This is a genomic window from Burkholderia sp. Ac-20365, assembly GCF_017104715.1.
Lineage (GTDB): Bacteria > Pseudomonadota > Gammaproteobacteria > Burkholderiales > Burkholderiaceae > Paraburkholderia.
Genome location: NZ_JAAGPI010000023.1, coordinates 12946 through 26185, shown reverse-complemented (window position 1 = coordinate 26185; position 13240 = coordinate 12946). Strand labels below are relative to the sequence as shown.

Here is a 13240-nt window from a genome sequence, read left to right as displayed (position 1 = left end):
CCGTCTGCCGTTGTTGCATGAAGGGAGTGCAACCATGAGTCGTCCAGTGACTGCAGACATCGCGACTGACAAGCCATCCGAACGCACTCGCCACGGGTCCGATCTGGCCGCCGAGGTGCTGGCATCGGAACAGAGCGTATTGCGTCTGCTCACGCGCAGCACGCCGCTGCCCGAACTGCTGGCGGAAGTGTGCCGCCGCGCCGAAACGCTGCTCGGCGAGGGCTCGCGCTGCTCGATCCTCGTGCTGGACACCGACGGATTCACGGTGCGCGTCGGCGCGGCGCCGTCGCTGCCGGCGCTGTACAGCGAGGCTATCGACGGCATGTCTATCGGTCCGTGCGCCGGTTCCTGCGGCACGGCAATGCATGACCGGCGGCTCGTGATCGTCGATGACATCGAAAACGATCCGTTGTGGTCGGACTACCGGCATCTCGCGCTGCCACTCGGGCTGCGCGCCTGCTGGTCGGTGCCGTTCGAGGACGACGCCGGCCAGGTGCTCGGCGCGTTCGGCGTCTACTACGACCGCCAGCGCCGTCCCAACGAAGACGAACATGCGCTGCTGCGCGAGATCGGCCAGAGCGTGGGTCTCGCCGTCCATCAGGATCTGATGCGCAAGCGTCTTGCGGAAAGCGAGGAGCATCACCGGCTGGTGGTCGATCATCTGAACGAAGGGATCGTCGTGCAGACGCGCGACGGCGTCGTGCTGGCCTGCAATCCGAGCGCGCGGCGCATGCTGCACGCGACGGGCGAAGTAATCGGCCAGGACATCTACAAGGTGATTCGCGCCGCGTTCCGGGAAGACGGTTCGCCCGTCGAGGGCGGCGACCAGCCGACGCAGCGCGTGCTGCACACGGGCGAGCCCGCCGTTGGCATCACGCTGCGGCTCGAACTGGCGGACGGTGAATCGATCTGGATCACCGAGAACGTCGTGCCGATCGTCAGGCCGGGCGAGAGCGAGCCGCATGCGGTGCTGGTGTCGTTCAACGATATCAGCGCAGTGCGCGCCGCGCGGGCGCAGTTGCAGCACCTCGCCACGCGCGATTCGTTGACCGGGCTTTACAACCGCGCGTTTCTTGCCGACCGGATGAGCGCGCTGCTCGCGCCCTATGCCGGTACCGGTGCAGGACTGCATGAGTCCGCGCCGCGTCTGGCCGTGCTGTTTGTCGATCTGGACGGCTTCAAGAAGGTCAACGACATCGCCGGCCACGAAGCCGGCGACGCGCTGCTGTGCAGCGTCGCCGAGCGGCTCGCGGCCTGCGTGCGCAGCGAGGACACGCTCGCGCGTGTCGGCGGCGACGAGTTCGTGATTGCGACGGGCGACTACGGCGACGGGTCGTTTCTCACCGCGCTCGCGCAACGCGTGCTCGATACGATCGCGAAGCCGTTTGCCGTCGGCGGCAACGAGTATTACCTGGGCGCGTCGATCGGCATCAGCCTCTTTCCCGACGACGGACGCGACGCGCAGACGCTGATGCGCAACGCCGACTCCGCGATGTACGACGCGAAGCAGCGCGGCCGCAACAACTTCCAGTTTTTCACGTCCGAATTGAGCCAGCGGCTGCAGCGGCGCTTCGCTATCGAACAGTCGTTGCGGCGCGCGCTCGTTGCCGATGAACTGAGCCTTGCCTATCAACCGATCGTCGAGGGTGCGACCGGGCGCATCGTCGGCGCGGAGGCGCTCTTGCGCTGGCACAACGGCGAACTGGGCAATGTGTCGCCCGTCGAGTTCATTCCCGTCGCGGAAGATACCGGCCTCATCATCGATATCGGCCGCTGGGTGCTGGAGAACGCGTGCCTGCAGGCGGTCGAATGGCGCAAGACGATCACACCGCATCTGATGATGGCCGTGAACCTGTCGCCGCGGCAGATCAACGGCGAGCTGATCGAGCATGTGGCGCTGAGTCTCGAACTCGCGGGGCTGGAGGCGTGCGCGCTCGAACTGGAGATCACAGAAGGCGTGCTGATGAGCGACAGCGACGCCGTGATGCCGCTGCTGACGACGCTCGCGCGCATGGGCGTGCGCATTTCCGTCGACGACTTCGGCACCGGCTATTCGTCGCTGTCGTATCTGAAGCGTTTTCCGCTGCATAGCCTGAAGGTGGACCGTTCGTTTGTCGCGGGCTTGCCGGAGCATCGCGACGCCGTTGCGATCACGCATGCCGTCGTCGCGATGGCGCATTCGCTCGGCATGAACGTGACGGCCGAAGGCGTCGAAACGAGCGAGCAGGCCGCGTTTCTGCGCTCGATCGGCTGCGAGCGGCAACAAGGTTATCTGTTCGGCCGGCCCGTCGTGGCGGGGGAATTCGCGCGCGAAGCGCAGCGGATGCTGGCCGGTGGCTGATCCGCGCGATTTGACGTTTGTTCAATGAGTTCACGCGAGGCGGTTACACTGGCGCTCGTTTTTTTCTTCGCGAGCGATGTGTGGACGGACGGTTGAAGCGCGTGGTTGACCGTGTGCTGCTGTGTGCGGCAGCGCTGGCGTTGCCGTTGACGGCCGCGCACGCTGAGAATCATGTGCAGACCCGGGCTTTCGACGCATCGCCATGGACGTCGTACTACGGCGATGCCGATTCTCTAGGCGATCTGACGCGCGTCGCGTCGACCTTCCGCGTCATCGACGTCGATCTCGATCCCGACACCGACAACTTCACGCCCGCCGAGGTCGCCGCGCTCAAGGACGGCGGCCGCAATATCGTGCTGAGTTACCTGAACCTAGGATCGTGCGAGACGTATCGCTCGTACTGGCGCAATGTGCCGGAAGGGTTCGTTTCGTGCGAAGCGAACACGGCGGCGCACGCGGGCAGTTATCGCGGCTACCGGCAGGAAACGTGGATGAATCTGTCTAATGCCGACTACCAGCGGCTGATCGTCGATTACGTCGCGCCGCGTCTCGTTGCGCAAGGGGCCGACGGCTTCTATCTCGACAACCTCGAAATCGTCGAGCACGGCACGTCGACGCGCAACGGCCCGTGCGATGCGGCTTGCGTGCAAGGCGCGCTCGATCTTGTGCGCAAGCTGCGCGAGAAGTATCCGGCGCTCGTCTTCGTGATGCAGAACGCGACCGGCCGCACGACGCGCGAAGGCATGACGGGTGGCGTGCCGTTCGCCTCGCTGCTGGATGGCGTTGCGCATGAAGAGGTGTACGCGCCGAAGTACGACCCGCAGGCCGAAGCGGAACTGGCTGCGTGGCAAGCGATGGCGCTCACGCCGAATGGCCACGCATTCTGGATCGCGACGCTCGATTACGTGGGCAGTTGCGACGCGGCGGCGAAGGCGCGCCGCGTGTTGGCGCGCAGCCGCGCGAAGGGCTTCGTGCCGTATGCGTCGGATAGCAGCGCGAAGCAGGGCGTGGTCTGCTACTGGGGCAAGTGATCGACGCGTGCGCTCATGCGCGCGAAGTCAGCAACTTCAGGCCCGCGAGGCCGAACACGATTGCGAGGCCGCCGTCGAGCCAGCGACGGATCGACAGATACACGCGGCGCGCAAGCGGCGTCGAGAACAACGCGGCATAGGTGCTGAACACCAGCATGCCGATCGCCAGGCAGCCGGCCACCGTCGTCAGCATGTGCGGCGCACCGCCGTTCGCCGGCGAGGCGAGCGCCACGACCGAAATCCACACGAGAATCGCCTTCGGGTTGGTCAGATGCATCAGCAGTCCGCGAGTGTAAAGGCGGCGTAGCGGCAACGGCGCGTCCGACGCGTGCGTCTGGGCACTACGCGGTTGCAGCGCCGAGCGGCCCGACTTGAAGGCGAGCCACAGCAGATAGCATCCGCCGAATATCTTCAGTCCGACCATCAGCCCCGAAAATGCGAGCAGCGCCGCCGACAACCCCAGCGCCGCGAGCATCGCCCAGAAGCACGATCCGCACACGACACCCGCGGCGAACGCGAACGCGGACTTGCGTCCATCCGAGGTCGCGATCGACATGATGGCCAGATTGCTCGGGCCGGGGCTCGCCGTACCGACGAAATACGCGGACCAGGCAAACACGACGTTCGCGGACAGCAGCGGAAGGCTGGACATGGGATGTTTTGGATGTAGTTGAGCCGAGCGGAGATTGTCACTGGCGCACGCGGCGCGCGGAATAGACAATTCGCGGCGCGCAAGGCAGGCCAGCCGTCTGGAACGCGCCGGATGGTTGATGACAGTGCGTTCAGCGTCGAGCGTTCTGCGCCAGTTCCGGCCAGCAGCGTTGCGCGATCCGCTCGTGATACGCCATCAGCGTGGCGTGCTGCGAGACGAAATCGCGCACCGGGCTTTCGAAGGGATGGGCGACGGTCGTGTGAATCCACGCGAAGCCGGTTGCGTCGATCGTGGTCGGCTCATCGCCGAGCAGGAAGCGCTGATCGCCGAGCAGATCGGCGACGGCCTGCCAGCCTTCGATGCCCATCTGCGCGATTTCGTCGTAGCTATGTCGTCCCGTGCCTTGCTCCCACGCCTGGCGCAGCACCTTGCGGCGGACCACGGGCATCAGCAGCGGCGCGATTGCGCCCACCAGCGGCCGGGCGGGCGGCGGCGCGATCCGCCGCGCGTAGTCGATCATCACGGGCTTGTAGATGGCCATGTTGCGATCGACGGCCCAGCGGAAGTACACGGCCACGAAGTACAGATGCGTTTCGAGCAGCGCCTTGATCGCAGCAGCTTGCGCGCGCTGCTTCGGGTCTAGTCGCGCGTCGTTCAGCGCATCCGGATAGCGGTTCTGCAGATAGCGGATGATCGCGGACGAATCGCAGATCGTCATGCCGTCGATCTCCACAACGGGCAACTTTTTTTTCGGCATCGCGTTGAGATTGCCGATGCGTCCTTCGTACGGAATCCCTGAGAGTCTTAGCCACGTTTCGAGCTTGACGACGAACGGACTGAGATCGGGCGGCATGGCGCCCGCGCCGTCACCGAACTTGTAGACGATCATGAAGTCCTCGTGTGTCGCGTCCCGTTGCGGTGACGGAATCGTACAGCGGCTCAGCGCTATCCGGTACATCGTGCCATTCGGCTAGCCGTTCGGCGCATGCTTAACTTTCGTGCCAGCGTGGCGCGTGGATTGTTGTTCTCACGTGAACATAGATTCCCCGCGCATACGATTGATGCTTGACGGGAGACTCCTAAAATTGTCATCAAGGGGCGCAGGATGCAACGGCGCCAGGCGATTCAGGATTCGGACGGATAGCGGAGATTGAAATGGACATCCTCGACGTAGCGCGGCAAGCGGGAATGACGGTCGTGCTCGAAGCACGCATCGGTCGACAGGAATATCACAGTGTGCACGGGTCGCTGGCGGCGCTGCAAAGCTTCGCCGAGCGGGTGAGGGCATCGACGATGGAAGAGACTCACGCCGTTGAGCAGGAATAAAAAAAGAGCCGTCGATTTGCGACGGCTCTTTGCTTTTACGTGGTCTCCAGCGCCGGATCTGACGCTCAGTTGAACAGTTCGACGAGACAGACGACCGTCGTAAACAGTCCGATGCAGCCGCCCAACGCGACGGCACCTTGCATGAAACCTCCTAAATTCCCCATATAGCGCTCCGTGATGTTCTGGGTGGTGGCGCTAGTCTAAATCGAAAGAAATAAGAAAGGTAAAAGAAAGTATTGGTGAGTTCTTCATCGGTTTGTCGTTCGTCTTACTTGTACGATGACGTATCTCAATACTCGGCACGTAAGCGCTTCGACGCGCGAAGCGACTCTCGCGTATTGCGCGCAAAGCGTGTGCGCACGAATGGCGACAGCTGCGGCGGCCTTCGCGGATGCGGAATTGCGTTTTCGGACGCCTCGATCTTCCTTTTCAGTCGTGAAGAGAACAATCCGATGTTCGAATGAACATTGCGAGCCTGACGTTCCCGGTTTTGTCCTTTCTCAACATAGCAGCCTCTGTAATGTGCAGATCGGCCATCCGACAAGGTTTCCGAGTTGGATGACGTGGCGCTTACATGGTTTTCCCTGGTATCCTACAGACTTTTCAGTGATACGATGACCGACGATAAACGCTGACTGAATGTTCGAATTCGCGCATCGGCCGGTGTCACCGCCGGGCGATCTCGGGCCCGGTCTGCACAAAGGAATGGAGACAGACTTGAGAACAATCATTGGCCTGCGCTGGTGGATCATTGCGCTCGTGTGCCTTGGGACTATCGTCAACTACCTGTCACGCAACGCGCTCGGCGTCATGGCGCCCGAACTGAAGACGTTGCTGCACATGAACACGCAGCAGTATTCGTATGTCGTCGGCGCGTTCCAGATCGGCTACACGATCATGCAACCGGTTTGCGGTCTGATCATCGACCTGATCGGTCTGCGTCTCGGTTTCGCGCTGTTCGCGTGTCTGTGGTCGGCGACGGGCATGCTGCACGGTCTCGCGAGCGGCTGGCTGTCGCTTGCGGCGCTGCGCGGGTTGATGGGTCTGTCGGAAGCCGTCGCGATTCCCGCCGGGATGAAGGTCGTCGCCGAATGGTTTCCGAATCGGGAAAAGTCGGTGGCCGTCGGGTATTTCAACGCGGGCACGTCGCTCGGCTCGCTGTTCGCGCCGCCGCTCGTCGTGTTCCTGTCGCTGCGCTACGGCTGGCAGAGCGCGTTTGCCGTGACGGGCGCATTGGGTTTCGTGTGGGCCGCGCTCTGGTACGCGTTCTATCGCACGCCGTCCGAGCACAAGCGGATCAGCGACAGCGAGCGCACCGCCATCGTCGAAGGGCAGACGCCGCCTGCCGCGCATGCGCAGGACAAGCGCCGCATTCGCGAAGTGCTCGGCACGCGCCGTTTCTGGGCGATCGCGCAAGCGCGTTTTTTCGCCGAGCCGGCCTGGCAAACGTTCAGCTTCTGGATTCCTCTCTATCTCGCTACCGAACGTCACATGGATCTCAAGCAGATCGCGATGTTCGCCTGGCTGCCGTTTCTTGCCGCGGACCTTGGCGGCCTGTTCGGTGGTTATCTGTCGCCGTTCCTGATGAAGCGGCTGCGCGTGCCGCTCATCTGGTCGCGTATCGCCGGCGTCGTGCTGGGCGCATTCATGATGATCGGACCCGCGTGCATTGGCCTGGTCGCTTCGCCGTATGAGGCCATTGCGCTGTTCTGCGTCGGCGGCTTCGCCCACCAGATGATTTCCGCACTCGTCAACACGCTCGCTGCTGATGTATTCGAGCCCGGTGAAGTCGGCACCGCGGCGGGCTTCGCGGGCATGGCCGCGTGGATCGGCGGACTTGGCTTTTCGCTGATGGTGGGCGCGCTGGCGGACAAGATCGGCTATACGCCGCTGTTCGGCGCACTTGGGGCATTCGACCTGATCGGCGCGGCGCTGCTGGTGATCCTGATGCGCGGCGTGTCGCGTGACGCGCGTTTGCAACGTGTCGAAAACGGTGCGGGCAGCGCGGCCTGACCCGATTGATCTGACTGACCTAACTGTTGACTGAGCTGGAACACATCATGGCTACGTTGAAGAATCGACCGCGGTTTGCTGTCTCCGAACCGCTCGCCGGTCAAACCGGTAACCCGATCGTGTTGCGCGCTGCCGACGGCGCGCAGATCGAACTGTTCGTTCTCGCCGACGACATCATCCGCGTGCTCGTGCTGCCGAACGGCGAATTGCGCGGACCGCGCACGTGGTCGATTGCGCCCGGCCTGGAAGACGTGCCGGTCGAAGGCCGCGACCGACGCGATCTGACTGGCTTTGAGAAAGTGACGTTCAGCGCGACGAGCGACGCGGATCGCTTCGTCGTCGAAACCGCGCAGATTCGCCTGACGGTGGATCTGGACGGCGGCTTCTGTTCGTGGGCAATCGCGCGCGACGGCGGCTGGCACGCCGTGATGAACGACCGCAAGACCCAGGCGTACAACTTCGGCTGGTGGGACGAACGCGTTTATCACTATGTCGAACGGCAGCGCGGCGAGATGTATGTAGGTCTCGGCGAACGCGCGGGCACGCTGGACCGCGCGAACCAGAGCTACGAGATGCGCAACATCGACGCGATGGGTTATAGCGCGCGCAACACGGATCCGCTCTACAAGCACATCCCGTTTTACGTGACGTGGCAGCCGCAGTCGTCGCTGGGATTCGGACTGTTCTACGACACGCTCGCCGATTGCCGTTTCGACATGGGCCGCGAACTCGACAACTATCATGGCCACTACCGCCATTTCGTCGCCGAGCATGGCGATCTGGACTATTACTTCATCGCGTCGGCGGATACGCCGCTGAACGCCGTGCGCCGTTTTACGTGGCTCACCGGCCGCCCCGCGCTGATGCCGAAGTGGGGCCTGGGCTATTCCGGCTCGACGATGAGCTACACCGACGCGCCCGACGCGCAACGCCGGATGGGCGAATTCATCGACCGTTGCCGCGAGCACGACGTGCTGTGCGACTCGTTCCATCTGTCGTCGGGTTATACGTCGATCGGACCCAAGCGTTACGTGTTCAACTGGAATCACGAGAAATTTCCGGATATCGAAGGGTTCGTTCACGGCTATCTGCGCGAAGGCGTGAAGCTGTGCGCGAACATCAAACCGTGTCTGCTGCAGGATCACCCAGCATTCGATGAAGCCGCGAAAGCCGGTCTGCTGATCGAAGCAAAGGATGGCGAGCCCGCATGGGTGCAGTTCTGGGATGAAGTGGGCGCGTATCTGGACTTCACCAATCCGGCGACGATCGACTGGTGGAAAGCGCGCGTGAAGGACAGTTTGCTGCGCTATGGCATCGCGTCGACGTGGAACGACAACAACGAGTTTGAAATCTGGACGCCCAACGCCATTGCGCAAGGTTTTGGCGAGCCGTTCCCCGCGCATCAGGCGAAGGTGTTGCAGACGCAGTCGATGATGCGCGCGTCACGCGACGCGCAGCGCGAACACGCGCCCCGCACGCGGCCATTTCTTGTGTCGCGTTCGGGCGGCGTCGGTATGCATCGCTATGTGCAGACATGGTCCGGCGACAACTACACGTCGTGGGAAACGCTGCGCTATAACCTGAAAATGGGTCTGGGCCTCGCGATGTCCGGCGTGTCGAACAGTGGTCACGACATCGGCGGATTTTCCGGTCCGGCGCCCGAGCCGGAACTGCTGCTGCGCTGGGTGGCGTTCGGCGTTTTCCTGCCGCGTTTCAGCATCCATTCGTGGAACGACGACGGCACCGTCAACGAACCGTGGATGTATCCGGAAGCGACCAGCCAGATTGCTGGCCTCATCAAGCTGCGTTACCGGCTGATTCCGTACCTGTACGAACTGCTGTGGCAATCGCATCGCGCGTACGAGCCGGTCATGCGTCCGCTGTTCGCGGAGTTTCCGAACGATCCGCGTTGCCTCGCCGATGGCGACGACATGATGCTCGGCTCGTCGCTGCTGCTTGCGCCCGTCGTCGAGAAGGGACAGACGGAGCGCGAAGTCTATCTGCCCGATGGCGCGCGCTGGGCGTCGTACTGGAGCGGTGAGGTGTTCGAAGGCGGGCAGAGCGTGACGCTGCCCGCGCCGTTCGAGCAACCTGTGATGCTGCTGCGCGAAGGCAGCGTCGTTCCGTTGAACATCGCCGAGCAGCACTTTGCGCAACCCGCCGACACCCGCGGCTTCATCGCGTTGCCCGTCAAGGGAGCAGGCACCGCGCAAGGTGGTTGCGTCGAAGACGACGGGGAAACGGAAGCATGGCGCGACGGCGCGCAAGGTCGCTGGGAGATTGCAATCGCCAGCGACGCAACCACGCTGCGTATTGCGATCGAACGCAAAGGACAGATGCCGGTTGAGCAGACGGAAGTGCAACTCAGTGTGCCGGCGTCGGAGACGCGTGCGGTTCACTGCACGAGCGGCGATTTGACTGGCGATGCGATCGAAAACGGCTGGCGCCGTCTGACGGTGCGACTCGCGCGTCCATAACTTCAATCTGCGACGGGGTTGACCCACCCGTCGCCATTCCAACCCACAACCATTTTGCATGGGGCGGGCGCGGGGCGCTGAAGCTCCCGCTCCCGTCATAGGGAGACTACAAGCAATGACGATTTTGAAATGCACGCGCAGGCGTGCAAGGGCCCTCTATTGCCTGCCGATCGCTGGCGCAGCGCTATCGACGGGTGCGTTCGCGCAGAGTAGCGTCACGCTCTACGGTGTCGTCGATAACGCATTCAGCTACGTGAGCAATCAGCGCGGCCACTCGAACTTCTATATGAGCCAGGGCAATCTGCAGGCGAGCAAGTTCGGTTTGCTCGGCGCGGAGGAACTCGGGGGCGGCACGAAGGCGATTTTCCGGCTCGAGAGCGGCTTCAATTCGTTGACGGGCGCGCAAAGCAGCGCGGGCAATCTCTTCAACCGCCAGGCGTATGTCGGCCTGAGTAACGACAAATACGGCACCGTGACGCTCGGCCGCCAGTACACACCGTACTTCAACATGGTCGGCGCGCTTGGACCGACGGGCGTGCTGACGGGCGCAACAGGCGCGCATCCGGGCGACCTCGACGCGCTCGACACGACGCTGCGCTTCAACAACTCGATCACCTATGCTTCGCCGAATATCGCCGGCTTCACGTTTGGCGCGCAGTACGGACTCGGCGGCGTGCCGGGCAGCGTCACGAACGGCAGCAACCTGAGCGCGGCGCTGCGGTACGACTATCAGTCGTTCTCGGTTGCGGCGGGCTATGTGAAGCTGAAGGACATCACGACGAGCCAGTCGCTCGGCAGTTTCGCGATCAATTCGCCCGTCAATAACGGCTACGCGAGCGCAAGCAGCACGCAGATGATTGCCGCCGCCGCGCGCTACAACTTCAGCGATCTGATGGTCGGCGTGAACTACTCGAACGTGCAGTACGCGCCCGGCTCGCACTCGCTGTTCGCGAGCGAGGCGGTGTTCAACACCTATGGCGCGATCGCGACGTATCGCTTCACGCCGTCGGTGATCGCGGGCATCGGCTATAGCTATACACGCGCAAGCAAGGCGAACGGCATCGACGACCCGGCGCAGTATCACCAGATTTCGCTGGAGCAGACCTACAGCCTGTCCAAGCGCACGACGCTTTACGCACTCGAGGCGTATCAGCTGGCGCGCGGCAAGTCGCTGGTCGCGTCGGGCTCGGGTGTGGCGATTACGGATGCCGTGGCCGTTGTCGGCGATTCGCAGAACACGACGCCTTCGTCGGGGCCGTCGCAGTTCGTCGGGATGGTGGGCATTCGCCACGCGTTCTGACGTTTCGAGCACAACGCATCGGCCGCGGCAAGCAATTTGCCGCGGCTGTCTCACGATTAAACGCCGGGCGTCGCGCCATTGCGACGGCCCGGCGTTTGTTTATCCGTCGCGCGGACATGCGGGTTAGACTGCAGCGCGCAGTCGCGGCTACGTTTCGATTGCGTAAAAACCTGTATGAATATACAGTATCGGCGTGCGATCGAAGAGGAGCGTGCGTCATGAATATGCGTGTGCAACAACCCGGCCGTCACCCGATGCCGGAAATCGCGGCCTTTGTCGCGAACCTGAAGACGGCGTTCGGCGAGCGGGAAATCGACGAGGCCATCCGCCGCGGCAAGGCGGGGGAGCCGACGTTCTACGCACGCGAAAATGGCCGTTCGGTTGGTACAGCGCATGCCACGGTGGTCGCCGCTGTGGCGCATGAGCTGGCCGAGGCTGAGGCAAGTGACGTCTGTCAGGTTGTTCAGGGCAAGGAGATTGAGCGATGAAGGCAGGTCGTCTATGCGTCGCGCTGATTGCGCTGGTTTTGACGTCTGCGGCGCACGCGGAAAAGTACACCGAAATCTGGAATCCGCCTGAAGCGCGCGGGCATTCGGGTGGCACGGCCGTGCAAAAACCGCTGCGCCCACACGCGCAAAAGCCGACAACGCCGCGTCTCGCGAGAAAGGTCACGGAAGCCGGTAATGCACACGTTGATCAGCGCGCGTCGGAAGTGGTGTCGACAAAGCGGCCCGGCAACCGGAGCATCCCGCGCAAGATCGGCCCCGACGGCAACGTGTTTCGCGTCTGAGAGAACAGGGAAGGCGGCGGGCGTCCCAATCCGGTATGCGCGGGCAACTTGCTAAACTGATCGTTCCTGTTCACCGCGGCCCGTGTGGGCGTCGGCGGAACGATCCGGCAACGCCGTGCCGCAGCCCTTTATCGAAACCGCACCACGCAACATGAGTGTCACCGTCCGCCGTATCGCGCATCTCGACATGGACGCGTTCTACGCATCCGTCGAACTGCTGCGCTATCCGGAATTGCGCGGCAAGCCGGTCGTGATCGGTGGCGGGCGCGACGCGACACCGGAGGTCTTGCCTGACGGCACGCGCCGGTTTGCGCGTCTGAGGGACTATGCCGGGCGCGGCGTCGTGACGACTTCGACCTATGAGGCGCGTGCCTTTGGCGTCTTCTCGGCGATGGGCATGATGAAGGCGGCGCAACTCGCGCCCGACGCGTTTCTCCTGCCAACCGACTTCGATTCATACCGCCACTACTCGCGCCTGTTCAAGGCGGAAGTGGCAAAGTTCACGACGCGGATCGAAGATCGCGGCATCGACGAAATCTATATCGATCTGACGGACGCGCCCGGCGATGCCGCCGACATCGGTTCGCGAATCAAGCAGGCGGTGCGTAGCGCAACGGGGCTGACGTGTTCGATCTGCGTCGCGCCGAACAAGCTGCTCGCGAAGATCGGCTCCGAACTGGACAAGCCCGACGGTCTCACCATACTGACGCCCGAGGACATGTCGACGCGCATCTGGCCGCTCGCGGCGCGCAAGATCAACGGCATCGGGCCAAAGGCCAGTGAACGGCTGGCAACGCTCGGCATCAACACAGTCGGCGATCTGGCGAATGCGGCGCCGGATCTGTTGCAATCCAACTTCGGTCTCAAGTACGCGACGTGGCTGACGCAAGTCGCGCAGGGCATCGATGATCGTCCCGTCGTGGTCGAGTCGGAGCCCAAGTCGATGAGCCGTGAGACCACGTTCGAGCGCGACCTGCATCCGCGCCATGACAGGCCTGCGCTGTCGGAGTCGTTCACGCGGCTATGCGTGCGCGTCGCGGAAGACTTGCAGCGCAAGGGCTATGTCGGCCACACGATCGGCATCAAGCTGCGTTTCGACGATTTCTCCACCGTCACGCGCGATCTGACCATTTCCGTTGCGACGCAGGATGCAGCGGCGATCCGGCGCGCGGCGACGGAGTGTCTGAAGCGCGTCACGCTGAGCCGCAAGTTGCGGCTGCTCGGCGTGCGCGTGAGCGGGCTGTCGCTGGCAAACGAGCAGGCACGGCCGCTACCTGTACAGGCCGAGCTGCCATTTACTGCATGAACTG

Annotated in this window: 11 protein-coding genes; 9 read left to right on the top strand and 2 right to left on the bottom strand. The window is 63.2% G+C overall.

The annotated features are described in order from the left end of the window. Positions 1-34: 34 nt before the first annotated feature. A complete protein-coding gene (locus G3O01_RS29515; RefSeq protein WP_205810128.1) occupies positions 35-2341 on the top strand; it encodes an EAL domain-containing protein in 2307 nt (768 codons plus the stop codon). Between the two features lie 173 nt (positions 2342-2514). Next, positions 2515-3372, top strand: a complete 858-nt coding sequence (locus tag G3O01_RS29510; protein WP_346779228.1) for an endo alpha-1,4 polygalactosaminidase — start codon at positions 2515-2517, stop codon at positions 3370-3372. A gap of 13 nt (positions 3373-3385) precedes the next feature. Here G3O01_RS29510 and G3O01_RS29505 read toward each other — a convergent pair whose 3' ends face one another. Next, positions 3386-4024, bottom strand: coding sequence for a LysE family translocator (locus G3O01_RS29505; protein ID WP_205810127.1), 639 nt, complete (start codon positions 4022-4024; stop codon positions 3386-3388). A gap of 130 nt (positions 4025-4154) precedes the next feature. Further along, positions 4155-4913, bottom strand: a complete 759-nt coding sequence (locus tag G3O01_RS29500) for a glutathione S-transferase family protein (protein ID WP_205810126.1) — start codon at positions 4911-4913, stop codon at positions 4155-4157. Between the two features lie 266 nt (positions 4914-5179). Between G3O01_RS29500 and G3O01_RS29495 the strand changes: the two genes are divergently transcribed. From G3O01_RS29495 to dinB, 7 genes are all read left to right on the top strand, one after another. After that, complete coding sequence (locus G3O01_RS29495) at positions 5180-5350, top strand: hypothetical protein (protein ID WP_205810125.1); 171 nt, start codon at positions 5180-5182, stop codon at positions 5348-5350. Positions 5351-6067: 717 nt separating this feature from the next. Continuing rightward, entirely contained in the window at positions 6068-7363 is a 1296-nt protein-coding gene (locus G3O01_RS29490; RefSeq protein ID WP_241024359.1) for an MFS transporter, read from the top strand. Positions 7364-7410: 47 nt separating this feature from the next. Beyond that, positions 7411-9840, top strand: a complete 2430-nt coding sequence (locus G3O01_RS29485) for a glycoside hydrolase family 31 protein (protein ID WP_205810123.1) — start codon at positions 7411-7413, stop codon at positions 9838-9840. A gap of 115 nt (positions 9841-9955) precedes the next feature. Then, positions 9956-11140 carry a porin gene (locus G3O01_RS29480; protein ID WP_205810122.1) on the top strand — a complete coding sequence of 395 codons (1185 nt, stop codon included), beginning with the start codon at positions 9956-9958 and terminating at the stop codon, positions 11138-11140. A gap of 218 nt (positions 11141-11358) precedes the next feature. Continuing rightward, on the top strand, positions 11359-11628 hold the full coding sequence (locus G3O01_RS29475; RefSeq protein ID WP_205810121.1) for a hypothetical protein: 270 nt from the start codon (positions 11359-11361) through the stop codon (positions 11626-11628). Then, positions 11625-11930, top strand: a complete 306-nt coding sequence (locus G3O01_RS29470) for a hypothetical protein (RefSeq protein ID WP_205810120.1) — start codon at positions 11625-11627, stop codon at positions 11928-11930. The genes G3O01_RS29475 and G3O01_RS29470 overlap by 4 nt, the downstream gene beginning before the upstream one ends. 151 nt (positions 11931-12081) lie before the next feature. Next, positions 12082-13236, top strand: coding sequence for a DNA polymerase IV (gene dinB / locus G3O01_RS29465; RefSeq protein WP_205810119.1), 1155 nt, complete (start codon positions 12082-12084; stop codon positions 13234-13236). Positions 13237-13240 lie beyond the last annotated feature (4 nt).

Bases quoted from the DNA above. Each gene is read 5' to 3' on its own strand.
- G3O01_RS29505 (WP_205810127.1), bottom strand. From the start codon at position 4,024: ATGTCCAGCCTTCCGCTGCTGTCCGCGAACGTCGTGTTTGCCTGGTCC.
- G3O01_RS29480 (WP_205810122.1), top strand. From the start codon at position 9,956: ATGACGATTTTGAAATGCACGCGCAGGCGTGCAAGGGCCCTCTATTGC.
- G3O01_RS29475 (WP_205810121.1), top strand. From the start codon at position 11,359: ATGAATATGCGTGTGCAACAACCCGGCCGTCACCCGATGCCGGAAATC.
- G3O01_RS29470 (WP_205810120.1), top strand. From the start codon at position 11,625: ATGAAGGCAGGTCGTCTATGCGTCGCGCTGATTGCGCTGGTTTTGACG.
- G3O01_RS29495 (WP_205810125.1), top strand. From the start codon at position 5,180: ATGGACATCCTCGACGTAGCGCGGCAAGCGGGAATGACGGTCGTGCTC.
- dinB (WP_205810119.1), top strand. From the start codon at position 12,082: ATGAGTGTCACCGTCCGCCGTATCGCGCATCTCGACATGGACGCGTTC.
- G3O01_RS29485 (WP_205810123.1), top strand. From the start codon at position 7,411: ATGGCTACGTTGAAGAATCGACCGCGGTTTGCTGTCTCCGAACCGCTC.
- G3O01_RS29500 (WP_205810126.1), bottom strand. From the start codon at position 4,913: ATGATCGTCTACAAGTTCGGTGACGGCGCGGGCGCCATGCCGCCCGAT.
- G3O01_RS29515 (WP_205810128.1), top strand. From the start codon at position 35: ATGAGTCGTCCAGTGACTGCAGACATCGCGACTGACAAGCCATCCGAA.